Annotated in this window: 28 protein-coding genes, 1 tRNA gene and 2 pseudogenes; 12 read left to right on the top strand and 19 right to left on the bottom strand. The window is 45.4% G+C overall.

Annotated elements, in window-relative coordinates; genetic code table 11:
- Positions 1-4 precede the first annotated feature (4 nt).
- Positions 5-895: an MBL fold metallo-hydrolase gene (locus JHD45_RS13895; RefSeq protein WP_199477117.1), complete on the bottom strand. Its 891-nt coding sequence runs from the start codon at positions 893-895 to the stop codon at positions 5-7.
- A gap of 187 nt (positions 896-1,082) precedes the next feature.
- Between JHD45_RS13895 and uvrB the strand changes: the two genes are divergently transcribed.
- The 3 genes from uvrB to JHD45_RS13880 all read left to right on the top strand — a co-directional run bounded on the left by uvrB (position 1,083) and on the right by JHD45_RS13880 (position 3,550).
- The gene (uvrB, locus tag JHD45_RS13890; protein ID WP_199477116.1) at positions 1,083-3,113 is read left to right on the top strand and encodes an excinuclease ABC subunit UvrB; all 2,031 of its coding nucleotides are present in this window, start codon (positions 1,083-1,085) and stop codon (positions 3,111-3,113) included.
- Between the two features lie 92 nt (positions 3,114-3,205).
- Entirely contained in the window at positions 3,206-3,388 is a 183-nt protein-coding gene (locus JHD45_RS13885; protein WP_199477115.1) for a hypothetical protein, read from the top strand.
- Between the two features lie 85 nt (positions 3,389-3,473).
- Positions 3,474-3,550 (top strand) — tRNA-Val (locus JHD45_RS13880).
- A gap of 197 nt (positions 3,551-3,747) precedes the next feature.
- Here JHD45_RS13880 and JHD45_RS13875 read toward each other — a convergent pair.
- The 17 genes and pseudogenes from JHD45_RS13875 to JHD45_RS13800 form a co-directional block, all read right to left on the bottom strand.
- Positions 3,748-4,989: a tyrosine-type recombinase/integrase gene (locus JHD45_RS13875; protein WP_199477114.1), complete on the bottom strand. Its 1,242-nt coding sequence runs from the start codon at positions 4,987-4,989 to the stop codon at positions 3,748-3,750.
- Positions 4,986-5,297: a hypothetical protein gene (locus JHD45_RS13870; RefSeq protein ID WP_199477113.1), complete on the bottom strand. Its 312-nt coding sequence runs from the start codon at positions 5,295-5,297 to the stop codon at positions 4,986-4,988. Before JHD45_RS13870 ends, JHD45_RS13875 begins: the two co-directional genes overlap by 4 nt.
- Before the next feature lie 47 nt (positions 5,298-5,344).
- Complete coding sequence (locus tag JHD45_RS13865) at positions 5,345-5,509, bottom strand: hypothetical protein (protein ID WP_199477112.1); 165 nt, start codon at positions 5,507-5,509, stop codon at positions 5,345-5,347.
- 9 nt (positions 5,510-5,518) lie between these two features.
- The gene (locus tag JHD45_RS13860; RefSeq protein ID WP_199477111.1) at positions 5,519-7,021 is read right to left on the bottom strand and encodes a DNA cytosine methyltransferase; all 1,503 of its coding nucleotides are present in this window, start codon (positions 7,019-7,021) and stop codon (positions 5,519-5,521) included.
- A gap of 2 nt (positions 7,022-7,023) precedes the next feature.
- A complete protein-coding gene (locus tag JHD45_RS13855) occupies positions 7,024-7,572 on the bottom strand; it encodes a hypothetical protein (RefSeq protein WP_199477110.1) in 549 nt (182 codons plus the stop codon).
- Between the two features lie 23 nt (positions 7,573-7,595).
- A complete protein-coding gene (locus JHD45_RS13850; protein WP_199477109.1) occupies positions 7,596-8,063 on the bottom strand; it encodes a hypothetical protein in 468 nt (155 codons plus the stop codon).
- The gene (locus JHD45_RS13845; RefSeq protein WP_199477108.1) at positions 8,060-8,716 is read right to left on the bottom strand and encodes a hypothetical protein; all 657 of its coding nucleotides are present in this window, start codon (positions 8,714-8,716) and stop codon (positions 8,060-8,062) included. Before JHD45_RS13845 ends, JHD45_RS13850 begins: the two co-directional genes overlap by 4 nt.
- A pseudogene (locus tag JHD45_RS22615) lies at positions 8,713-8,904 on the bottom strand (DNA translocase FtsK); the annotation flags it as partial. The pseudogene JHD45_RS22615 and the gene JHD45_RS13845, both read right to left, overlap by 4 nt.
- 66 nt (positions 8,905-8,970) lie before the next feature.
- Positions 8,971-9,861 (bottom strand): annotated as a pseudogene (locus JHD45_RS13840) (recombination-associated protein RdgC); the annotation flags it as partial.
- Entirely contained in the window at positions 9,861-10,307 is a 447-nt protein-coding gene (locus tag JHD45_RS13835; RefSeq protein WP_199477107.1) for a hypothetical protein, read from the bottom strand. The gene JHD45_RS13835 and the pseudogene JHD45_RS13840, both read right to left, overlap by 1 nt.
- 10 nt (positions 10,308-10,317) lie before the next feature.
- A complete protein-coding gene (locus JHD45_RS13830) occupies positions 10,318-10,761 on the bottom strand; it encodes a carbon storage regulator (protein WP_199477106.1) in 444 nt (147 codons plus the stop codon).
- A gap of 14 nt (positions 10,762-10,775) precedes the next feature.
- On the bottom strand, positions 10,776-11,159 hold the full coding sequence (locus tag JHD45_RS13825) for a hypothetical protein (RefSeq protein ID WP_199477105.1): 384 nt from the start codon (positions 11,157-11,159) through the stop codon (positions 10,776-10,778).
- 12 nt (positions 11,160-11,171) lie between these two features.
- A complete protein-coding gene (locus JHD45_RS13820; RefSeq protein WP_199477104.1) occupies positions 11,172-11,603 on the bottom strand; it encodes a helix-turn-helix transcriptional regulator in 432 nt (143 codons plus the stop codon).
- Between the two features lie 141 nt (positions 11,604-11,744).
- Positions 11,745-12,056 carry a helix-turn-helix domain-containing protein gene (locus JHD45_RS13815; protein ID WP_199477103.1) on the bottom strand — a complete coding sequence of 104 codons (312 nt, stop codon included), beginning with the start codon at positions 12,054-12,056 and terminating at the stop codon, positions 11,745-11,747.
- Positions 12,057-12,430: 374 nt separating this feature from the next.
- Positions 12,431-13,324, bottom strand: coding sequence for a hypothetical protein (locus JHD45_RS13810; protein WP_199477102.1), 894 nt, complete (start codon positions 13,322-13,324; stop codon positions 12,431-12,433).
- A complete protein-coding gene (locus tag JHD45_RS13805) occupies positions 13,321-13,788 on the bottom strand; it encodes a DUF6932 family protein (RefSeq protein WP_199477101.1) in 468 nt (155 codons plus the stop codon). Before JHD45_RS13805 ends, JHD45_RS13810 begins: the two co-directional genes overlap by 4 nt.
- Before the next feature lie 28 nt (positions 13,789-13,816).
- Positions 13,817-14,587: a helix-turn-helix domain-containing protein gene (locus tag JHD45_RS13800; RefSeq protein WP_199477100.1), complete on the bottom strand. Its 771-nt coding sequence runs from the start codon at positions 14,585-14,587 to the stop codon at positions 13,817-13,819.
- A gap of 217 nt (positions 14,588-14,804) precedes the next feature.
- On the opposite strand from JHD45_RS13800, the gene JHD45_RS13795 reads away from it, so the two are divergent.
- From JHD45_RS13795 to JHD45_RS13760, 8 genes are all read left to right on the top strand, one after another.
- Positions 14,805-15,140: a MarR family transcriptional regulator gene (locus JHD45_RS13795; RefSeq protein ID WP_199477099.1), complete on the top strand. Its 336-nt coding sequence runs from the start codon at positions 14,805-14,807 to the stop codon at positions 15,138-15,140.
- Positions 15,141-15,334: 194 nt separating this feature from the next.
- Entirely contained in the window at positions 15,335-16,369 is a 1,035-nt protein-coding gene (locus JHD45_RS13790) for a hypothetical protein (RefSeq protein ID WP_199477098.1), read from the top strand.
- Positions 16,370-16,378: 9 nt separating this feature from the next.
- On the top strand, positions 16,379-16,732 hold the full coding sequence (locus tag JHD45_RS13785; protein WP_199477097.1) for a hypothetical protein: 354 nt from the start codon (positions 16,379-16,381) through the stop codon (positions 16,730-16,732).
- A gap of 7 nt (positions 16,733-16,739) precedes the next feature.
- Positions 16,740-16,943, top strand: coding sequence for a hypothetical protein (locus JHD45_RS13780; RefSeq protein ID WP_199477096.1), 204 nt, complete (start codon positions 16,740-16,742; stop codon positions 16,941-16,943).
- A gap of 38 nt (positions 16,944-16,981) precedes the next feature.
- A complete protein-coding gene (locus JHD45_RS13775) occupies positions 16,982-17,293 on the top strand; it encodes a hypothetical protein (protein ID WP_199477095.1) in 312 nt (103 codons plus the stop codon).
- 33 nt (positions 17,294-17,326) lie between these two features.
- Positions 17,327-18,199 carry an oligoribonuclease gene (orn, locus tag JHD45_RS13770; protein ID WP_199477094.1) on the top strand — a complete coding sequence of 291 codons (873 nt, stop codon included), beginning with the start codon at positions 17,327-17,329 and terminating at the stop codon, positions 18,197-18,199.
- Between the two features lie 78 nt (positions 18,200-18,277).
- Positions 18,278-18,778 carry a hypothetical protein gene (locus JHD45_RS13765; protein ID WP_199477093.1) on the top strand — a complete coding sequence of 167 codons (501 nt, stop codon included), beginning with the start codon at positions 18,278-18,280 and terminating at the stop codon, positions 18,776-18,778.
- Positions 18,775-19,926 (top strand): tyrosine-type recombinase/integrase, encoded by a 1,152-nt coding sequence (locus tag JHD45_RS13760; RefSeq protein WP_199477092.1) that lies wholly within the window; start codon positions 18,775-18,777, stop codon positions 19,924-19,926. The genes JHD45_RS13765 and JHD45_RS13760 overlap by 4 nt, the downstream gene beginning before the upstream one ends.
- 37 nt (positions 19,927-19,963) lie before the next feature.
- Here the strand turns inward: JHD45_RS13760 and JHD45_RS13755 are convergent, their stop codons facing one another.
- A complete protein-coding gene (locus tag JHD45_RS13755; RefSeq protein WP_199477091.1) occupies positions 19,964-20,728 on the bottom strand; it encodes a hypothetical protein in 765 nt (254 codons plus the stop codon).
- Between the two features lie 115 nt (positions 20,729-20,843).
- On the opposite strand from JHD45_RS13755, the gene JHD45_RS13750 reads away from it, so the two are divergent.
- Complete coding sequence (locus JHD45_RS13750; protein WP_199477090.1) at positions 20,844-21,083, top strand: DUF1496 domain-containing protein; 240 nt, start codon at positions 20,844-20,846, stop codon at positions 21,081-21,083.
- Positions 21,084-21,303 lie beyond the last annotated feature (220 nt).

The following is a 21,303-nucleotide window of genomic DNA, read 5'->3' as shown; positions in this document are numbered from 1 at the left end:
CACACTACTGTGGGATGATGTCTTTAGGCAGATTGATCGGGATTTTTAAATAACCTATACCATTGCTTTCCTGGGGAGGCATATTGCCTGCACGCATATTGACTTGCACACTTGGCCAGATCAGTTTTGGCATATTGAGAGTGGCATCTTTTTGTTGACGCATCGTGCAAAACTCTTCCTCGGTAATCCCAGAGTGAATATGCAGATTATAGCTTTTTTGCTCAGCAACGCTGGTTTCCCAAACATACTCATGGCGGTTAGGGGCTTTGTAGTCATGGCATAAAAAGAGTCTTGTTGTATCAGGAAGGCTGAAAATCTTTTGAATAGACTGATATAAAACACGAGCATCGCCACCTGGAAAGTCACATCGTGCCGTGCCGTAATCGGGCATAAAGAGCGTATCGCCAATAAAGGCGGCGTCGCCGATTAAATAGGTCACACAAGCCGGTGTGTGGCCAGGCGTGTGCAGAACACGAATAGAATCTTGACCAAATGGAAGCATGCTGGACTCGCTAACGAGAAGGTCAAACTGCGAGCCATCATGGGCAAAGCTATCATCGGTATTTAATAGCTTAGAAAAAGTGCTCTGTACTTGGGATATGTGCTCGCCAATAACGGTTTTGCCCCCCAGTTGCTCTTTTAAATAAGAGGCGGCAGAAAAATGATCCGCATGGACATGGGTTTCTAAAATGTACGCTAGCGTGAGGTTTTTGCTCTTTATGAACGCAATGATTTTATCCGCATTAAGCGTGCTGGTATGGCCTGATGCTGGGTCAAAATCCAAGACGGAATCAATGATGGCACAGGTTTGCTGATGACGGTCTTCAACGACATAAGAAGCGGTAAAGGTGGTCTCATCAAAAAAAGCCGTAATGGTATGGGTAGAAGAGGGCATGCCTGTCTGCCTTTTTAAATATAAAGTTATTCTATAATGTTATATAAGGTTTGATAGTTAGTAAAGGGGCCGTTTGTTTAGTGTTACCCTTGAAATGAGTTACTGGAATAAATGGCATGATTTCTCGGACGACAAGGGGAAAATTTGTTAATCTAATGAGTCGTTCCCATCACGAAGGAAGAAGGTTGTGTCGCAAGAATTTGAAGTCGTTTCCTCTTATGCTCCCGCTGGTGATCAGCCAAAAGCCATTGCAAAATTAGTACAAGGGGTTGAGGCTGGCCTTGCCCACCAAACACTATTGGGGGTGACTGGGTCGGGTAAAACTTACACCATTGCCAATGTGATTTCGCAAGTTAAGCGGCCAACCATTGTTATGGCACACAACAAAACCTTAGCCGCCCAACTGTATGGCGAATTTAAAGAGTTCTTCCCGAATAATGCCGTCGAGTACTTTGTTTCTTATTATGACTATTATCAGCCAGAAGCCTATGTAGCAGCGTCCGATACCTTTATTGAGAAAGACGCCTCAGTCAATGAGCACATCGAGCAGATGCGCTTATCGGCCACCAAAGCCCTGTTAGAACGGGAAGATGTTATCATCGTGGCAACCGTCTCAGCGATATACGGTTTGGGGGACCCACAATCTTATTTAAAAATGATGCTGCACCTTGATCGGGGGGATCGTATCGACCAACGGGCTGTACTACGCCGTTTGGCAGAATTGCAATATAGTCGCAACGATATGGTGTTTGAGCGCGGTAACTTTCGTGTGCGAGGCGATGTGATCGATGTGTTTCCAGCCGATTCTGAAGACACCGCCATACGCATCGAATTGTTTGATGACGAAGTGGATAACTTATCTATGTTTGATCCGCTCACGAACAAAACGATTCGCAAAGTACCACGGGTGACGATCTATCCGAAAACCCACTATGTGACACCGCGCGAAACAGTAGAAAATGCCATTGCACGTATTAAAGTGGAGCTCGATCAACGATTAGAGCAGCTTAAGTCCATGAACAAACTGGTCGAATTACAGCGCTTAGAACAACGCACGCGATACGACTTAGAAATGATGCAAGAGCTAGGCTACTGTTCAGGCATTGAGAACTACTCACGCTATTTATCTGGCCGAGAAGAAGGCTCACCACCGCCAACTTTATTTGATTACCTCCCTGCGAATGCGCTATTGGTCATTGATGAATCCCATGTGACCGTACCGCAGATCGGTGCCATGTACAAAGGTGACCGATCACGGAAAGAGAACTTAGTGGAATATGGATTCCGCTTGCCCTCAGCTCTCGATAATCGCCCCATGCGTTTTGAAGAGTGGGAACAAATTAAACCACAAACGATCTTTGTCTCCGCGACACCTGGAAAATACGAAGAGGAGCATCAGGATTGGGTCGTTGAACAAATTGTTCGCCCAACCGGCTTGATTGACCCTATTTTAGAAGTGCGCCCTGTGGCCACACAAGTGGATGATTTGCTCTCGGAAATCAACAAGCGTGCCCCCATTGGCGAGCGCGTGTTAGTCACCACCTTGACCAAACGCATGGCCGAGGATTTAACTGATTACCTCAACGACCATGGCGTACGCGTTCGCTATTTGCATTCGGATATCGATACCGTAGAGCGTGTTGAAATCATTCGAGATCTACGTTTAGGAGAGTTCGACGTATTGGTGGGGATCAACCTATTGCGAGAAGGGCTTGATATTCCCGAGGTGAGTCTGGTTGCCATTTTGGATGCCGATAAAGAAGGCTTCCTACGCTCAGAACGCTCCTTAATTCAGACCATTGGCCGAGCCGCCCGTAACGTGAAAGGGATGGCGATTTTGTATGCAGATCGTATTACCGGTTCCATGGAGCGGGCTATCAGCGAAACCAACCGCCGTCGCGCCACCCAAGAAGCTTTTAATGCAGAGCATGGCATTGTACCAAAAGGGATTACCAAGTCCGTAGAAGATATTCTCGAAGGCGCTTACAACCCTGGCGCAGGGAAAGGCCGTGGTAAACAAACTAAGAAAGTGGCAGAAACCGCCAAAGATTATCAAGTTGAAAGCATGGAAGATGTGGCGCAAGTTCGTAAAGCCATAGTACAACTGCAAAAAGAAATGATCGTCGCCTCAGAAGAGCTTAAATTTGAATTGGCGGCGGGTTATCGCGATCAAATCCGTCAATTACAGAAAAAGCTGAAAGACGTGGGCGAAGGCTAAGGGAGAACCTGCTTGTCGCCTCTATGTATCTGAGTAAAATAGCATCAATCTGATGGCGCAAATAACAGTAACAACAAAAGAGGAAGTGGGGTATGGCGATAACATTAAGAAACTACAATATCGTTCGTGTGATCGACAACGGCGTTATCGTCAATTGCACAGTCATCAACATGTTCTACGACTACGTTACGGTTAAATTTAAAGGCCAAGAATACAAAGTGCCTTACCATTTGATTGACGAAGTGATCGGCCACGAACTACTGATCCCAGCCTAGTTTGTGTGTAAAAACAAAGATTTAAAAAAAATGAAACAAACCCTTGTCAAACCAAAAAGGCTGGGTATAATAGCCAACACTTTTTAGGACTATAGCTCAGTTGGTTAGAGCGCTACCTTGACATGGTAGAGGTCAGCAGTTCGAATCTGCTTAGTCCTACCACCGAATTTAGTAATAAAATTAAGGGCTTACATTCATTTGTAAGCCCTTTTTTGTTTTTCTTTTTCCATATATTTTCCTTAAATTTTCCAAACGCTTCCATTTTTTCTCTATGTTTTCAGTATTTTTGGCTGGATAAGCGTGTCTGTAAATTCATCTAAATTACTGTCATTTTCGTTCAGGCATAAAAAAGAGAGCGGTTAGCTCTCTTCTTCGTCGATGAGTTTGGCGAGCTCTCGGGGTATTCGATTGTCTTTCCAATTGATGTTTGTCATGTCTATTTTGCTGACGTCTAGCCCCGCCGCCACTTGCAGCGCTTCTTTTTGTTCGTGGCCGTCTATGTAGTGGTTGGTCATGTCTTCTGTCGCGTGGCCAGCCAGTGCCATGATGTATTCTTTTGGGTAACCGGCTTTAAAGTAGAGCATGATTCCGAGCGCTCGAATATCGTGGAAAGATGGGCGTTCGTTTGGCTTTAAGTGATCGTATGCGCCACTTTTGTCGCGCCACTCTCTAAATTTACGTGTTAAGTAATCCGGTAACACGGCGAATGGGTGGGGTTTTGCAGCTAGGTCGCGTCTGTCCATTCTGTTTGGCCGACAATGGATTAAGTAAGGGCAGTGTGTTGTGCTGGTGATTGCGTCGTTTACTGCGTTCCATAGCGGGTCGCCCATTGCGATATTGATATGAACAGGGGTTTTGTAGTTGCGGGTTTTGCGCTGCAATATTTTGATAGAGCGTGTTTTTATGTCGATGTCTCGCGCAATTTGAATGTCGACAAGATCACTGCGGCGCTGCAGACTATATAAAGCGATGTCCATAGCACGTTTTAGCCAGGGCGGCGCAATTTTGTAAATCTCCATATAGCTGTCGAAAGTGTGGCGTTGTCGCTTGCGAGCTTCTGGCTCTTTGGCTTTTAGCTGTTCAGCTGGGTTTAGATCACAATACCCTGCGGTGATCGCATAGCGAAATATGTCACGCATTAGCGGGACGTGTTTTTGCTGTGCGTGTGGTGTTTTTGTCTTGAGCAAGTTGTTTAGGTCAAACGTGCGAACGTCTTGTACTCGAATTTTTGACCACAGTTCCATGTATTCATCTAATTTGCTGAGTTTAATGTCTACCGTGCTTTTGCTCTGTTTTTTCGCTTCCAATGCGGCCAACAAAACAGAATGCTTATATTCATCTAGCACTTGAGACATAGGCGGGTTGCTTGGGTTGTAGTTATGCAGATCTTCAGCGCGGCGAGAAATGCGACTCACCAAGGATTCCGTATTTGTCAGTGCGATATTTAGCGCCGCAGTGGCGTCGATCGCTACGGACTCTGGAATGTTCTTCCCCAACGATTCAAGCTTGCCGTCGGGTAATCTGTAATAGTAATACGTGTCTTGCTTATGGCGTATTATCTTTAAATTACGTGCTAGCTGGTTGGGTCTTGGTGGGTTCATCGTAATTCTGTGCCTTGCTTAAGTTCGTATTTCAGTAACACTGCATCTGCAATGGGATTGCCAGTTTTTAATTGATCGATGCACTTTGATTTTGGTTTTTCCGGTGTGCTTTCGCTGTAGCCGTAGGCGGGTTGGCCATCTGGTAAAATCCAAACAAACCAAAGCTTGCCCTCTAGTTCACCAGGTAACTCGCCTTTTTTTAGCTGGCGACGAAGACGAGGGAGCTCGCGCTCTGGGTCGGTAAAGTTATTCTTTGCAAACTCTGCAAGGCGTTGCTTACGGGGCCATTTTGGTTTTATTAAGCTCATTGTGCTTTCCTTTTTCAATGATGATATTTATGGATTGATTGCTGTACTCAGTGGGTCTTACTGTTTTCCTCAATAATTTTTTTGATACAGGTTTGGCAGAGATGGCGCTGTTTGCCGTTTTCATCGATCCAGATCGATGTTGTACCGTCGTGTTCTGTCGTTGCCTGACAGCCTGGCGTTTCACATGGTATTGGTTTGGCTTCATTATTCATGGGTTCTCCTTATGCCACTTTCGCGCGCTTGGCGATTTGTGGTGTTGTGGTGTTTGCTCTCACCAGTGCAGCGCCAAGTTTTGGACAAACTGAGTTGCCACACATACGAACTTGTGCGGCTTTTGAAAGCTTGGTGCCGTCGCTGAGCTGGTCGATGATGTATGTATCTGGAAAGCTCTGAGCGCGGTAAAGTTCGCGGGGTGAAAGCATACGCATGCCGATATCAACAATCTGATAGTCTTCGCCGTGGATCGTGACAAGCCCGAAACGGTCTTTTGTGGTCACGGTGTGCAATGGCTCATCGATGGCGCAGCCTTCGCCTGTTCCGTAGTACTTCACTAGGAACGCGCGAACCTCGCCTATGTGATTGCCGCCAGCGGTGATGGTTGGCACTGGATCGGTAACAGGTGAGCCGTAATTGTTGTTGCGCAGCTTGATTAGGTGAGTTGTAACAATTCCTTGAGTATTCGCAGTGCCTGGTCTTTTTTGCTCTCCGCCAGCCGTAATAGTGTGTACTGGACTGCAAGCCTCATATCCAACACTGCCACTTCGAAATTTGGTTAAAAAAGCTGTTACCAGCCCAAAATGACCGCCTTTTACTTGAGCACAGATAGTGCGCAGTGGCTCGTCTATAGACATGTTGCGTTGATTGCTGGCGTTAGCATGCTCAGTGATAAATGATGGCACGATGAACGGCTTATCAGATTCAATAACAAAGCGCTGCAAGCCCTTGGCAATACGTTTTAATGTATTTTCAGCAAGAGGGCGCTTGCGTTCAAAAATACTAGGGCATGGCAATGACCAATCAATAATGTCAGCGGCAGTTTTCCACGGCTTTAAAAGCCCGGATTGAACCTCTAATGATTTAGGGTCTCCGTGGGTTGGCGTTGGCCAGCAAATTGGATTTCCATCACAGCGAGCAATTAGAAAGAAACGCTTGCGGGTTGTTGGTACGCCAAATTCAAACGCTTTTAATTCTTTCCATTCCACCTGGTAACCTAACTTGATCAGCTCTTTGACGAAGTTTTTAAAGGTTTTGCCTTTTTGACTTTCGCCTTTCTGATTTAAAGCCGGTTCACCGTCTTTTACTGGTCCCCATGTTTTAAATTCTTCGACATTTTCCAGCATGATAACTCTAGGGCGAACGGTTGCGGCCCAGCGAACGGCAACCCATGCAAGGCCGCGAATATTTTTGTCTACGGGCTTGCCACCTTTCGCTTTTGAAAAGTGCTTGCAATCAGGGCTGAACCACGCGATCGCAACAGGGCGACCTTTGCATACTTCAACAGGGTTTATATCCCATACTGACTCACAATAGTGCTCAGTATCAGGGTGGTTAGCTGCATGAAGACGAATGGCTTCTGGGTCGTGGTTGATGGCGATATCAACTGGACGACCTAACGCCATTTCTAAGCCTGTAGAGGCGCCACCGCCGCCTGCAAAGTTATCGACGATCAATTCTTGTGGTAGGTGCAAATCAAGCTGACCGTTTTGAGCGTTGAAAAAATGCATGGTTACTCTCCCTGTTTTTCAGTAAGCGACTGAATCCAGTTTCTCAGTTGCTTTGTTTCTTCTGCTAAATACAAAGAAACTCCATAGGTAAAGACTTCTGCGCTTTCGTGGTATCGGCTTGCGATAGCAAGAGCTTCTTTTTCTGTGAAGCATGTGTGCAGAACGACATCAATTTGTTGTACGGCAAGCTTTTTTATTTCGTCGTGAAAGTCTTCGATATCTTCAGATAGGTCGAATTTTTCTTGAAATAGCTCTTCAGAATCTCGGCCATCATTTAGCTCATCTTCGTGGTTTTGTGCCAACCAATCAGCACAAGCTTCTTCGTAAAAATCCAAGAGATAGTCTTTTGCTTCTTCTTCGTCTCCTGTGTCGCTGCGGAAGAATTCACCGTCGTCATCTGCAAGAATAAAGTGATGCTCGTTGTAGCCTTCCTCGGTGACAAAGTATTGATGTTGTTTAACTTCGTAGATGACATCAGACGTGCTGCGATTGTCTTGATTGTTCATCTGCTCTGACATATGAATTAAAAAATCTGGTAATTCAACGTTCATAATGACTCTCCCTGTTGGCCTTATTAGGCCGCTTGTTCTTTGTTTTGTTGTAGTACGGACATGGCGAGTTCGAAGCCGTGGAAGCCTTTAATAAAGACGTTTCTTTGGTCGGTTTTTAGGTCGCCATGTTCGTTGCGTGGGTTGGCCCAGCTGTGAGGGTTTGCATAGATAGCGAGGGCGGATAGCGCCGCGTCGTTTTGTATATTGGCATGTTCAGCAAGCAAGTTGCTGATGCGAGCGTATGTATTGTTTAACGCGCTTTCTAATGCGGCAATTTCACGCTGTTGTGATTCGCAGCGCATTGCCATGCGGTGGTTTTCCGCTGCCTGACGAGCGAGTGAATCGCGCATGTCGGGTGACAGTTTGGCGATGGCTTCAATGGCTTGAAAGCCCTCAATCGCTGCAACTAATTCGCGTACGCTGATTTCGTTGCCGTGTTTATCATGGCCAGCAAGGCCGCTTAAATTCCAATCGATTGATAGCGTGTTCATGCTGCTTGCTCCATTTTTTTACCGTTTAGCTCAATGATTTTGAATTCGACTACCCATGCCCACTGGTTGTTTTGATCAGGGTTCGGGTAAAGCTTTTCCCATGTTTCAATAAAAGCTTCTTTTGTTTTAAATCCTTCGGCCTTTGCGTCTTTTTCGGTGATGTCTTGTATGCGCTCTAAGCGAACGTTGGTAATTTCTAGAACAAGACGGCATGCCCAGCGAGGCATGTGGATTGATGGTTTCCATTTCATAGCCTCTGAATCGTCTGGCGCGTTATGCCAGCCTGCAGGGTGTGATTCGCTGTCTGATGGCGTTGCTCGATAGTCAACCCATTTGCCTCCGCCAAACTCAGTATCATCTACAGGGCAAAACGTCTCACGCACCCATAGGTGGTCGCCTGGCATTCCGTACGGTGAAACCTCTATGTCTGCTTCTGGAAAGTCAGTGCCAACCCTACGGCGCACAAACGCACCAAACTTACCTTTTTTCGGGTGGCTGGAAGTGATTCGTCCAAAAGCTCCGCCAGATTCCGCGCCTTCAAACGCCCAGCCATTTGATGGCTGGCTTTTCACTGGTCGGCGCGTTTGGGTTTTGCGGCCATCGAGGATGGCTTTCACCATGTCGGTGTTGAATAAGATAGGGCGCTCTTTCATGCTGCGTCTCCTTTCAGTACTTCGCGTTGGCCGTTTTGCGCCATGGCTGAAACTACGCCTTGTTTTTCCATTTCTTCTATTAATCTTGCGGCGCGGTTATAGCCAATTTTTAGACGGCGCTGAATGCGAGATATTGAGGCGATGCCTGCTTCTATGACGATTTTTACGGCCTCTGAATAAAGGTGGTCGAGTCCTAATTCCGCTTTAGGTGGTTCCTTATAATTCTCTTGGTTATCTTCCTGTTGTTCAGTTTTGCTCATGATGTCAAACCAGCTTGATAGGCTGTTGAATAGCTCGCGCATGGTGAGGGAAGCTATAGCGAAGTTGGCGTCTAGGTCTGACAAGGCGCCGCCGTCTGAATCGCTGAAAGCCGCCTCTTTGATGGCGTCGTCCCATTTGATTTTTCGAATGGTTAGGTCATCGTTAAGCACGAATGAAAGCTTGTCGCTGTAGCGTAGGGCTAGGCTTTTTACTGACATGCCTTGGTCAAGATGCCGTGTTACGTCTTCACTTAGGGGCTCTAGTGATTTGAATGCAATGCTTGCCTTGTCTTCGCTATGATCCTGAATATCGCAGCGGTCGCCCGTCTCTAGGCTGGCTGGCAATGCATTCATCAGTAACCATTCGCTCATGATGAATGAGGGGTTGGTTTGTGCTTGTAGTGGTGTCATTGGAAAGCGGCCGAGCATGGTTTGCAGGTGCTTGAACGCATGCTCGATCATGCTGGCTGTTGTGGTGTAGATAACAAGTAGGCCAGCGTTGTTGTCGATGTGCATCCACACGTCGGTGCGCTTGGCGTAGGCAGTTGGGCGCATGGTAAAGATCAGCTCGTCTTTGATGTCGGCTTTTTCTTTACGGCCTACTTTGCGACCTTCTAGCAGCTCGATTTCAGCGACTTTTACTTCGAGTGCTTCGCGAACAACGGAAGAGGGAAGGCTTTTTTCTTCTTTGCCGAAGCGGAATAAGCAACATTCGTCTGAACCTATCGCCCATGTGCCACTGTTGCGGATCAGCGGCAAGGCGCCAAATGTGAATTCATCGTTTGTCCCCACTTCTTTGAGGGGAAAAGCTGGAAGCGCGGCTTCCAATTCGTACAAATCGATAGGGTTTGAAAGCTGAAATAGCGTTGCGGTTTTGAAAAACATTATGCTGCTCCTTCAATCTGAGGTTGGTCTGTTAAAACAGCGTCTTCAAATTTCACGATTAAGCGGCTACTGCTTTGCGCTGTGTCGCCATTTTTAATGACTTTGTAGCGAGCTGCTTGATATTCGTAGACACCATCAATGATGCCGTCTTTGATTCTTGTGCCATTGCAAAGCGGTTGCTGTATGTTGTTTCGAGAAACCCATTCGTATTCAAGCGCTTTGAGCTTTTCTTTTGCTTCAAAGATGACCTCATCTAGTTCATCTACTGTTTCTCTGCTCGTATCCCAGTCGCAGTGTCTATCTAGATATTTTGCTAGATCATAGCCATCCATGTGGCCGCTATAGTTGTGACCTATTTCGTTGGCTTCACTCTCTGTCATGCCTTGGCTGATTGCTGCGGCGATTAATATATCGCTGGTCATTGTTGGGCGTTTTTCAGTAAACATAATTTTCTCCTTATCCTAAATCCGACCAATCAACACCGTCTTTAAGTCGCTCTGCATGCGCTTCTGGCGTTCCTGCCCATTCGATAACTTCTGCTTCAAGTGTTGGTGCGTATTTTGGATCTAGTGACTTATGGATTTCTTCGAAGTCTTTATTGAGCTTCCCTGAGCGGAATATGGCATCTGCTTTAGATGATGTAGGCAATACGCTATCAGGGCCTTTGACATGCACAGCCCAAAGTTTTTCAACTTTTTCTTGTGCGGCTTTTTGATCGCGTTCGATTAACTCATCACGCAATACTTTGACGTTGCTGCTGGCCTTGAAGCCGAGCTTTGTTTGTCGTCCAGAGACTCCCAAAGAGCACACTTGGACTTTTGTTTCTGTGGTGCTGGGTGGCACGGTAATGGTGATACCTTGCTTCGGGTTGCGGTTGAGTATTAAAAATCCTTCTGACATGGTCTTCTCCTTGGTTAACGCTGATTTCGTAATGGTTGTGTGTATTGCTGATGCTGGTTAAAGCCGTTTTGTGGCGCTGGCTGTTGAGGCGGATTGCCCCAGCTGCCGAATGATTGCGGCTGTTGGTCGTATCCCTGTGGGTAGCTTTCTTGCTGCTGGTTAGCGTCATCCCAGAAGATGAAAAGCTTTGTTGATCCGTTTAGGCCCACAGGCAGAGCGTCCAGATCAAGGCTGATTTGTGGCATGGTTGCGCCGTTTTCCGCTGGCCATGCGGTCACACGGCCAAGGGTGGCGTAGCGGTTTTTTTGTTTTGGCTGGCGGTTTTGGTCCAGTTCGTTGCTTGGGTAAGTTTCTGCAACGTAAGCCAAACGGCCGCGAGCTAATGGTTGTCTTGCCATGGTGGTGTTCTCCTAAACGATTTGGATATCAAGAAAATCGCGCTTTACGCCTCTCGAGCCTTTATGGCCCTTGACGTGTCTGCCAGCGCGAGAAAGTACGTGGTCTATGTCACCCACAAACGGGGTATCTTCGTAACAAGAAATGCCCGTCATGAGTAAGAAGGCAATGGCGCCGCAGCGCAGTGTGTTTGTGTAGTTGCTGACTGACTTGAATTTGATGTCACCGCGCGCCACAGCAATGGCCACGGCGTGAGTGGTGTTGCGTGCGTTGTAATGGTGACGCGCTGATACAAGATGGTGATTGATTGTTGGGTCGGCTTTTCCGAGTTGGTGCGAAATCGTTTTTACTGGAAAACCCTGAGCAAACAGAACCAATGGCTCTAATTGCGTGCTGTTTAGCGTGGCTTTTTTGGATGCATAAAACGTTATGTTTGTAGATGACATTCTTGTCTCTCCTGCGTTGATTTATTGAATATATACCTAAAAGATATTTTTACGCAATAGAGTTATAGAAAATAATAAAAAAAGCATTACTGTTTATTTATACAGTAATGCTTGTGTATTATAGAGGTCGAATGGTTATAGTTAGCTGATGAGATGGGTAATATTTTCTATTAGCGCAATGGCATGTTGACGCTTTTGGTTGGGTAATTTCTGAATGGCGCAGGTCAAAGAGCCAATCAGTTTTGCATGGCTAAGTGAGGTTGGGTTAGAAAAATAGCCTCGTTCTAGATGAAAAAATTGCTCAATTTTAGCGATAGTGAGTTCATCAGGTTTGTGTCGATCTAGCTCCCACGATTTAACTGTATGTACTGATCGCTTGATGTGTTTTGCGAATTCGCTCCGTGAAATGTGTGCGGCGTTCCGTGCGGCTTTTAGGTTTTTGCCGAACGTCATAGAGTGATTCTTTTTTAGTGAGTGACAAACCAATATTAACCGTTTGGTGTGTTTTTGGCTGTTACAAAATTGTTTATTCGTTGAGTGTGGATAGTGAGACTCTCCGCTTGTTGTGTAAATTGGGTAGTCTTTTGTCTCTAACGTGTAGGGAAAATGTCATATTGTTGTAATTTCTAATGAAAGGGCATAAAAACAGGGGCAGGAGGAAAGCCCACATGGAAAGAATGGAAATAAGTGAAATAGAGGAGCGCATTAGGCACTTCACGTGCCTGCTAATGCGCGCGAAAAACGACGGAATGCTCGGTATGGTGGTTTATTATCAGGTGATGATTGATGAGTTAATGGTTAATAGAGTGATGAAATATAGCAATACTTCACTCAAGCGAAGTAATGCTATTTAGATTCAGTTCTATTTTGTGAGTTTTAGTCTTTGATTTCTTTTTTCTGGCTTGGCATACAAATTTTGCATATTCACCCAGTCTAAGTTTTTTTATGTCGGCGATTTTGTCTGAGCCAACGTAAATAATAGTGGTCTCGTCAGAGATGTCTTTAACTTCAATTTTTCTTTCAGATATCAGTGATATAGATCCGAAAATCTCTTTCGGATCAGCTGGGCTTTCTTCTAGCTTGCTTAAAGTTTTGATTAATGTTCTAAGCTTGTCTTTGCTTGCTGTCCATCGTCTTTTTGGCCCAAATGGTGATCGCCAAACCATTTCAAGATCTGCCTTTTCTTGGGCTGATGCTCTGAATATTTCAAGCAGTGCAGTAGATGCACCAGATCCAAGTTTGCTGATTTCTTCAACTGAACCCATATGGGAAAAGACAGACTCTAAAGCTACAGACGCTATATTATGCTCAAACAGATCAGGTGAGGCTTTTGCTGAAATTATTAGTTTTGATGAGCCTGGCTGTAGAGCATTTAATCTTAGGTCAAGACCTTTTTCAATGTTAGCAAACAGTCCTTTCTTGTTGCTCTGAGTGTCTATTGTACTTAGGGCTGCTTCTAATATCAGCTTTTTAGTCGCTTTAGTCAGCCTGGCGACAAGGCTTAGTGGTGTTGATCCATCCGTTAAGTGCTCGGCGCTTAAGCGAAAATCTAAGAATTGGAGATCTGTCTCTTTAAATTCTGCAAGTGATTGGGCTTGAAGGTCTTCAACATGCTGTTTAAATGACATGAGGGTAATAACGTCCGCAAAGCTTCCGTCAGATTGTTTTTCCAGTCTTGCTAGCTCTTCATGCGCGCCTTTGAGTCTGATTAATGTACTCATACAGGCTCCTCCATGGTTAATTTTATAATGCCTTTGGCGTTATCTTTTCGGTCAAATCCATACCAGCCGCGCCAATAAGACATCATTTCTTGGTCACCTTTAGACACCCAATATACATCACAACTATAAAGTGATGAAAAACCTTTATTCGCTATAAGTTGCTTTAAGTCTTTTTGGTTGTTCTGGCTCATAGCATTTGCGCTGTCTTTATCGAATACTACAAGTATATCAATGTCTGCTGGGTTCTCTTTAACTGTAGTATAGGAGCCATCTATCCAAATTGTATCAGGCTTAACATGTAATTTATTGATAAGATGGTCAAGAAATAATGAAAATTTATTAAATAAAATGAGTCTAGTTTGAGAAAGTGGAAATGCATCTACCAGCTCACTTTTTATCTGACCAAGCGTTTTGACGTGGAAACCGCCATTATATAGCGGCTCAAAGGTTTCTTTCTGTGACATGAAGTCCCTTTCTTGATTAGTCGTTAAATTAAAACTTCCACAACCCTTCTTTCATTTTGAGCTGCATGGTGAGTTGATCAAATATGGTCTGAAATTGTGCGGCGTCGGTTTCTGGGTCGAAGCCGTCTCGCACTGCTACGCGGGCATTGTATAGCTGAACCACTGCGGTGAGGTATGGTACAAGCAGTTCGCTGTCGACATCGAACCCCGCTTGTTTGACGGCGCCTAATAACTGGCTGCTGGTTTTGCTGATTAGGTCGGTGTTAACTTGCTGGCCCTTTGGTGGGGATAGTGGCTTTCTGTCTAGCCATTCTTCGGGTAAGTCTAATCGTTGCTCTAGTACTCTACAGACACGGCCAATCAGCTTGGCTTTTCCAGACAAAACTCGACTTAACCATGCTTGGCTATATCCGCATTTTTCGGCAATATTCACTTGTGTATAGCCTTTGTCTGCTTCTAAGTGCGCAATATGTTTTGCGAAGTTTTGGCGACGCCATTGAAAGATCCATGCATTTTGGAACTCTTCATCTGACATATCGGCAATTTTTAGTGCATCGGTTAAAGGAATATCGACAAGCTTACAAATCATCAACGCTTCTTCTAGTGCAAACGATATAATGCCCCGCATTCTCTTATCCAGTGACTGAGTTGAGATACCTAAAAACTCTGCTACATCGCTCTTCTCATAGCGAGAGGCGTTGATAATGCGTTGCATAGCCAGCGAACAGGCAGCGGCAGTGCTGTTCTTTTCTTCTATGTTGCTTCTTGATGTTTTCGTTTTATCACCGCTATCGATCACTATCACACTCCGGTTACGCAAAAATATCGAATTAAGTAGTATTTTGGTATGACGAAAACTGCACAACAAAAATATTTTCTGTATACGTTGACTAAAAGTATTAGCATTATGCTATATTTAGGTATAATGTGACGGCTTAAACAATGATCAAGTTTGATCATATCAGGTTTGCTTTGTCTCCCGCTGTGAAGCGCCAGGCAAAGTTTTAGGAGGGGCGATGTCTTACCAGCTTACCACATTAGATCACAAAGTCATGGGGGTTTTGTTAGAAGCCCGTGGCGGTGTTGCGCTCCAAGTTTTGGTGCGTCGGTCTAAGACGACAAAATCTAGGGCGTTGAAGTCGATTGATAAATTGATGGCGCTAGGTTTTATTTGTCGCTGTGTTGAGGATGGCACGTCGCCTCTTTTTTCTGTTGTTCTGGGTTGTTCTTACTTTCCGCCCGTGTCTGATGTCGCGACGCGGGAGGGGTTGGATTGGGACGACGAGGAGTTGAATTCTCTCGTAGAGACGTTGGAGCCGGTATTAACTGGAACTGGCCAACAAGGTAGCTAATTTTTAAACTAATTTTCGAAGGATGTCGAAAACACGAATGTTTTTTGCTCATAGAATGTGAGCGATGTTCTTTATCTGTTTGACAGGTATAGAGCAATGATTAAACGTGATGGGAATCACACGAAACTTGGTTCGTTTAACCTCCTTGATGCAGTGGCACGTCACTGTGAGTATACGGATATTGGAGGTGATGTATGAGTATCACCCAAACTGTGGCGGCTATTGGTCGCCTTGGTTTCACTGGTAATGTGACGCCTAAAATTTGGTACAAGCAGATTTCTCTGCCTTCTGGTCGTCCTGACCATAAAGCGATTACGTTGTTGTCTGAAATCCTCTACTGGTATCGACCCACTGAAATTCGTGATGAATACACGGGGCAGGTTATTGGTCATCGTAAAAAGTTTTCAGAGGATAAGCTGCAGCGCTCTTATCAGTCGTTTGCTGATGATTTTGGTATGACTAAGCGAGAGGTTCAGGATTCTTTAAAGCGTTTGCGTCATGCGGGTTTGATTACGCTGGAACTTCGCTCTAAAACCGTTGGCGGGAACTATATCGCGAATCTTCTTTATATCGAACCTGTTGTCTTTGAGATTGATCGAATCACTTTTCCTGTTGCCGAGTTTGAACCTAACCCAGAAAGGGAACCTCTTACGTCTAACTGTAGGACTACCTCCGAAAATTCGGAGGTAGTCCTACAAAAAATTGTAGATGCTCCTACGCCGAAACGGGGGACGTATACAGAGATTACTACAAAGACTTCTACAGAGACTAAGAACTTAGATCTCTTGTCCGATTCGGTCGAATCGAACGTGCCTGCCGTGATTGATGATTCAGATAAATTTGATACGAAAGCCAAAACCGAGATGCTGAATCAGGCGTTTGAGCAGTTTTGGGAGCAGTATCAAAAAAAGACAGGTCGAAAGACCGCACTAAAATCCTTTCTAAAAATCAAATTGCCGAGAGATCGACCGACGGCGCTGGCGTTTTTACAAAACGTTATCGACCAGGCGAGGCGTTGGGGGGATTTGTTCGCCTCGGCCCCCGCTGACCAAAAACAATTTCAACCGCACCCAGCGACGTGGATCAATCACGAGCGCTGGAACGATGAGGAATTGCCGACGATTCGACGGCCACCCGCTTTTGATGGGGCGCAAGTACCTGCGATTACTGGAAACCACCGCGAGGGTGTTAACGATGCTCTTGGTAATATTCATGATACGGATTGGTAGGAGGCTGCCATGTTTGAAAACGATTTGTTTAACGAATTTCCAACGATGGCAGAGGCTTATCTCGAAGCGGCGAACCATGCCCATGATGTGGGTAGCTGGAAGCCTAGCCATTCGGTGGTGATGGAAGCGGCGCGGCGTGTGGGTTTTCAGGCATTACGCCGCCGTGATACGGGGGCGGGTAAACGTGCGTTTGGCAAACATTACAACGAGGTTTGTAAGGCCTATTTGCGCGGCGAACGATTTAAGCCCGTTATGATTGATAAGCCGAAATTCGCGGAAAAGCTAAGTGAGCATGAGTTGCTTGAGCGGCGAGTTATTGGTCGTGCTAGAGTTAGTGATTTGAAGCAGTTGTTAAGGGGTTAAAACGGTTATGACTAGTAAAAGTATTAATGAAGCAGTGAAAAGTGTGTCGGTAACAGATCTTGAGCAAGCGATCTCTCGCGCTGTTGCTGATCTCGTAAAAATAGGTGTAGAAGTTGAAATTTCATCCTTGGATTTGTCGTCGCACGGTATGGTTACGCTATCGATGACTCTAGGTGAGCCGTTCCTCATTGATCAAGATAATAGGTATTAAAAATTTCTTAAATCATCGCTGTGAAGCGAGGAGGTTTTATGATGAATATTCAAACGCCATCGGCGAAAGCTGGTGATCCAGAAACCAGCTATTTAGCGGCGGACGCTGTCACTAAAAGCGGCGCCCGTCAGGCTCAGATAGAGCGTGTCGTTGCCATGGTCCATAAGACCAATGGTTTAACATCTCGTGAGTTGGCCAGCAAGCACGGAGAAGATCGTTATATGGTTGCTCGTCGCATGAGCGAAGCGGAAACCGCGCAAGAAGTCGAAAAAGGCCCCGTTCGTATTTGTGAAATCGGCAAGTGCAAGGCTGTAACCTGGTGGGTAAAAGGGTCGGTTCCAAAGGTTTAATTTTAATCACTGTTGATAAATAGAGAGGGTTTTATGTCAAAAGTTATGTTGGTTGGGTGTGATTTGGAAACAGGCGGCTTGAATGGCTACGAGACGTTAGCGAGCGGTGAGCGGGTGCATGGGGCGGCGTATTACCCGATCCTTGAAATGGCATTTGTTGTCTGTGACGAACAGCTTAATGAAGGGTTTTCTTTCTCGGTTGGTATCTGGAATGAGTCGTTTTTAGAGCGTATGGGTCCATGGGCACTTGAGGCGCACACCAAATCAGGCTTGATTGATCAGTTGCGCAATCACTCTGGTAAGCATGATGCTGTGTTCTCTAATAATGCTGATGCTGAGCGTTTTGTTATTGAAAAACTGCAGGCTCTTGGCGTAACTAAGTACGATCGCAAGGCCAAAACAGGTGCGGTGATATTTGGTAATAGCATTGGGTTTGATGCGTCGTATCTCGATGCGCAAATGCCAGAGCTTAAAGACTTCTTTCATTACCGCACTATTGATGTGTCGAGCATTGACCTGCTTCGTCAAACGGCTTGGGCTCAATTTTGCTTGCCAAAAGCTGAGAAGCAATACAGCCATACCGCAATGTCTGACATTTATGAAACGCTTCTTGAATTGAGGGGATATACGGATTATTTGGAACGTCCTTCTGCAGATGTGTTGATGAGTCGCGATAATCCACTCGGTTGGAAGATGGAAGAGTTGCTTGGGAAAGTCGCGGCAGAGCTGGCAGTCAAAACTAAGCGACTGGAAGAATCTTTGGCGGGTGATTTGGCTGATGAAGTGATTCGCAATAATCTAAGAATTAGAGAGTCTCTTTTGAAAGCTCAGTCAATTCAGTTTTCTACTATGAAAAGTTTTGAAAAATTGGGCCCAGATCGCGGACCATCTAGCCCGCGCATTTAGTTTTCATTCTAAAGGGCGTTCGTTGAGCGTCTTTCGGAATGTAAACACTATCAACGTCGTGATGACGTGGAGGACATTATGCGCTGGAAAGATCGTAATAAAATGGGGTCGTTGGGTTGGTTGTCGTGGGCGATCATCAATAAGCACGTTGATACACTGGTGTCGTCGTCTGCGGATGCAGGCTGGGCTGGGGTCAGTAATACGGGCAAGATTTGCGATATGTTGGAGTCGGGCGTGGTGCCTGAGTTCGGCGGCGGTGGTGAATCTAACGCTAAGATGATTCGTGCGATTGAGTCGTTGACAGCTAAGTCGAGCGGCTATGGCTATTTGTTTGAGTCGTTGTCGCCTATGCAGCGTTTATGTTTGTTCGCTGCGGTGCTGTCGGATGGGCGCAAAGATGCGCGCGGTGTTGCTCCATCCAATAAAGCCATTGTTGGCTCCCTGCCTTTGTATGCGGCTGAGCTTCGGCTAAAGGCGCAGCATTTCAAGTTAACTGAAAATCGGTTTGAGAAGCACGTTGCCGAGGGGAAATCTCGGTTTGTGCATGCGTTAGCGGCGGCTTTGGGGGCCGCTGTATGACAAAACGCATTACTGATACTTCAATTAAGCAGTTTTTGGCAACGAGTGACAAAGAGTGGTGTTTTGATTCTCGTCGTGTTGAATTTCGTGCCAATAAGCTGCGAACGGGTGGGACGTTTTACGATGTGGTGTATAAGGGGCATCGTAAGATACGAACGCCACTGGGGAAGTGGCCAGCGCTGAAAGCGTCCGACTTGTTTAAGCGGTTGAGCGAGATTCGAGCGCAAGTGATGGCTGGGGAGCGAACGGGTAAGAAGTTTGACACGGTGACCGATTGCGGCGCGTTGCTGCTTTGGTTTGTTGAGCATATTCAGCATGATAAGACGTTTAGTCATGGCTATATAGAGACGGCGCATTCGTTAATTAGTAATCATCTTTTGGGGTGTTTTGAGGGGCTTACGGTTCGTAGTTTAACGCGCAATGCGGTGTATAGGCGTTTTTATAAGGAAAAGATGCTCTGTTTGGAGTTGTCTTCTATTCGTACGGCATGGGCGGTGTTAAAGCGCGCCTGTTCGCTGGCGGCAAAGCTGGAAGTGATTGCGGTGGACCCGCTGTCGGGTGTGGGCTGGAAGGATTTTTCTAGTGCAAGTGAAAAGCCTAAGTCGGGGCGTTTAAAAGTGGATGATTTACCCACTTTGGCGGCTGAGATTAATAGGGCGCAGTTTAACCGGCGTTTGTTTTTCACGCTGCAGTTGTGCCATGCAACACGCATTAATGAAACATGCCTAGCGAAGTGGTCGAATTTGTATTTGGATCGGGGTGAATGGGTCATTCCAGCGGAGGACACGAAAACAGGGGTTGAGTTGCGTTTGCCGCTGGCGACAATGGTGGTTGATCTGTTGCGCCAGGCGAAAGCAAGAGCGCGAGGTGTTTTTGTGTTTAGTCGGTGCGGCAAGAAGCCGATTGCGATGGCGACTGCGAGCGGCTGGTATAAAGATTTACGTAATAATATGGATGTGTATTTTACGTCTCATGACATGCGTAAGTTGGCGAACGATTATTGGATGCAAAGCGGGGTGGATAGCACTGTTCGTAAAATGCTGCTTAATCACTCGCGTGGCAATTTGGAAGGGCGCTATGAGAGTGAGTATGCATGGCCTCTAATGAAAGAGGCCGTGGAGCGGTTGGCGGGTGAGGTAGTTTTGTAGGTATGGAGTTAATAAAAAGCCCTCGCGAGGAGGGCTTTTATAAATTACAAAGCCCATACATCCATTGTTTTTCTATGACTTCATGCTGTGCTTTGCATGATGAACATGTGAAAATGTATCCGATATCGACTTTAGAAGAATTTATATACTCTTTTTGCTCGCATTGTTGACATGTGAACATGACATTATCGATTATTAATTGTGTACCATCGCCTCCTGGCTTCTTTTTGTATACAGCTTCGCAGGATGGGTTTGGGCAAACAAACTCATGAATGTTTTTGGTCCCTTCCTCATTATAGTGAATTGGGGTACTGCATTTTTTGCACTCGAACGCAATAGTTAACGCCAAATCTGACATTAAGGTGCTTTGGTTTACTCTTGTTAAATCGCTTAAAGCTGAATTTAATAATTTCTTCAATTTATTGAGATCGGTATCGTTTCTGTAGTGCAAATATGACCCTAACTTGTGGAAGTAATCTGTTGTCGATTTTAAGCTTAGCGACTCGTGTTTGCCTAAACTAATCCAGTTTTTCTCCTCTGTATCTTGCCCTTCTCTAGAAATCATTAGCTCATACGATTGATCTGCTTGAGGCTCTATTTGTTTTAGGAGCTTAATTGCTTTGTTAGGTTGCCAATGCTTATTGAGTAATTTCGTGTTGTATCGTTTGCAATAAAAATCGATTTTCTTTTTGGATACTATTTCTATTGCCATTCTGCATTCGAGCACCGCATAAATTAAGGCGTCTTCAGAATCTTCTTTGATTAAGTCTTCAATCTTTTTAATTTTGTTTGTTAATTCCATTCTGAGAAGCTACTCCTTATTGGGTTTATGAGTTTAATTATACGATAAATACCGTTACCATGCCTTCACTATGTGTGAATGGACACGCATGTTAACCAATGGATAAGGACTATTTATGTTTAAAGAACTCGTTTTAGCTGGTGTTGCGATGATTTCTGTTAGTGCGTTTGCTGATACGTCTAGTCAAGCTAGTCATGAGCCACGCTATGATGCAAAGTCGTTTTGCACGTACGAAAATGAAGCGTATAGCATTGGTGCTAAGATTAAAGTGGATAGTGGCGATACGCTAGAGTGTTTCAAGCCTGAATGGGGGAAAAGTGGCACCGGTAATATTAAAACCGCTCACTGGGAGTAGTCTTTAAAACCGCTTGTATAAATAGGGGCTTGGCATTTCCTGTTTAAAAAAGGGTATTTTTGCTAAAAATACACAAAGCTCTTTAACAATCAAAGAGTGAATGCTACTTTTATCTACTTGACCGCCGAACAGGCGGCTTAGAAAATATTCTCATAGTTTCGATATGACGTTTAGATCTTAACCGCCGAACAGGCGGCTTAGAAATGAGATAATTTGTGAG

Source organism: Marinomonas spartinae (genome assembly GCF_016461715.1).
In the GTDB taxonomy this organism is placed as follows: Bacteria; Pseudomonadota; Gammaproteobacteria; order Pseudomonadales; family Marinomonadaceae; genus Marinomonas; species Marinomonas spartinae_A.
The sequence above is the reverse complement of the archived record's forward strand: the minus strand, read 5'-3'. Positions and strand labels throughout refer to the sequence as shown.

What these genes read in the sequence shown, in the direction of transcription:
- JHD45_RS13895 (WP_199477117.1), bottom strand. Translation starts at nt 895, where the DNA reads ATGCCCTCTTCTACCCATACCATTACGGCTTTTTTTGATGAGACCACC.
- JHD45_RS13885 (WP_199477115.1), top strand. Translation starts at nt 3,206, where the DNA reads ATGGCGATAACATTAAGAAACTACAATATCGTTCGTGTGATCGACAAC.
- JHD45_RS13875 (WP_199477114.1), bottom strand. Translation starts at nt 4,989, where the DNA reads ATGAACCCACCAAGACCCAACCAGCTAGCACGTAATTTAAAGATAATA.
- JHD45_RS13870 (WP_199477113.1), bottom strand. Translation starts at nt 5,297, where the DNA reads ATGAGCTTAATAAAACCAAAATGGCCCCGTAAGCAACGCCTTGCAGAG.
- JHD45_RS13865 (WP_199477112.1), bottom strand. Translation starts at nt 5,509, where the DNA reads ATGAATAATGAAGCCAAACCAATACCATGTGAAACGCCAGGCTGTCAG.
- JHD45_RS13860 (WP_199477111.1), bottom strand. Translation starts at nt 7,021, where the DNA reads ATGCATTTTTTCAACGCTCAAAACGGTCAGCTTGATTTGCACCTACCA.
- JHD45_RS13855 (WP_199477110.1), bottom strand. Translation starts at nt 7,572, where the DNA reads ATGAACGTTGAATTACCAGATTTTTTAATTCATATGTCAGAGCAGATG.
- JHD45_RS13850 (WP_199477109.1), bottom strand. Translation starts at nt 8,063, where the DNA reads ATGAACACGCTATCAATCGATTGGAATTTAAGCGGCCTTGCTGGCCAT.
- JHD45_RS13845 (WP_199477108.1), bottom strand. Translation starts at nt 8,716, where the DNA reads ATGAAAGAGCGCCCTATCTTATTCAACACCGACATGGTGAAAGCCATC.
- JHD45_RS13835 (WP_199477107.1), bottom strand. Translation starts at nt 10,307, where the DNA reads ATGTTTACTGAAAAACGCCCAACAATGACCAGCGATATATTAATCGCC.
- JHD45_RS13830 (WP_199477106.1), bottom strand. Translation starts at nt 10,761, where the DNA reads ATGTCAGAAGGATTTTTAATACTCAACCGCAACCCGAAGCAAGGTATC.
- JHD45_RS13825 (WP_199477105.1), bottom strand. Translation starts at nt 11,159, where the DNA reads ATGGCAAGACAACCATTAGCTCGCGGCCGTTTGGCTTACGTTGCAGAA.
- JHD45_RS13820 (WP_199477104.1), bottom strand. Translation starts at nt 11,603, where the DNA reads ATGTCATCTACAAACATAACGTTTTATGCATCCAAAAAAGCCACGCTA.
- JHD45_RS13815 (WP_199477103.1), bottom strand. Translation starts at nt 12,056, where the DNA reads ATGACGTTCGGCAAAAACCTAAAAGCCGCACGGAACGCCGCACACATT.
- JHD45_RS13810 (WP_199477102.1), bottom strand. Translation starts at nt 13,324, where the DNA reads ATGAGTACATTAATCAGACTCAAAGGCGCGCATGAAGAGCTAGCAAGA.
- JHD45_RS13805 (WP_199477101.1), bottom strand. Translation starts at nt 13,788, where the DNA reads ATGTCACAGAAAGAAACCTTTGAGCCGCTATATAATGGCGGTTTCCAC.
- JHD45_RS13795 (WP_199477099.1), top strand. Translation starts at nt 14,805, where the DNA reads ATGTCTTACCAGCTTACCACATTAGATCACAAAGTCATGGGGGTTTTG.
- JHD45_RS13790 (WP_199477098.1), top strand. Translation starts at nt 15,335, where the DNA reads ATGAGTATCACCCAAACTGTGGCGGCTATTGGTCGCCTTGGTTTCACT.
- JHD45_RS13785 (WP_199477097.1), top strand. Translation starts at nt 16,379, where the DNA reads ATGTTTGAAAACGATTTGTTTAACGAATTTCCAACGATGGCAGAGGCT.
- JHD45_RS13780 (WP_199477096.1), top strand. Translation starts at nt 16,740, where the DNA reads ATGACTAGTAAAAGTATTAATGAAGCAGTGAAAAGTGTGTCGGTAACA.
- JHD45_RS13775 (WP_199477095.1), top strand. Translation starts at nt 16,982, where the DNA reads ATGATGAATATTCAAACGCCATCGGCGAAAGCTGGTGATCCAGAAACC.
- orn (WP_199477094.1), top strand. Translation starts at nt 17,327, where the DNA reads ATGTCAAAAGTTATGTTGGTTGGGTGTGATTTGGAAACAGGCGGCTTG.
- JHD45_RS13765 (WP_199477093.1), top strand. Translation starts at nt 18,278, where the DNA reads ATGCGCTGGAAAGATCGTAATAAAATGGGGTCGTTGGGTTGGTTGTCG.
- JHD45_RS13760 (WP_199477092.1), top strand. Translation starts at nt 18,775, where the DNA reads ATGACAAAACGCATTACTGATACTTCAATTAAGCAGTTTTTGGCAACG.
- JHD45_RS13755 (WP_199477091.1), bottom strand. Translation starts at nt 20,728, where the DNA reads ATGGAATTAACAAACAAAATTAAAAAGATTGAAGACTTAATCAAAGAA.
- JHD45_RS13750 (WP_199477090.1), top strand. Translation starts at nt 20,844, where the DNA reads ATGTTTAAAGAACTCGTTTTAGCTGGTGTTGCGATGATTTCTGTTAGT.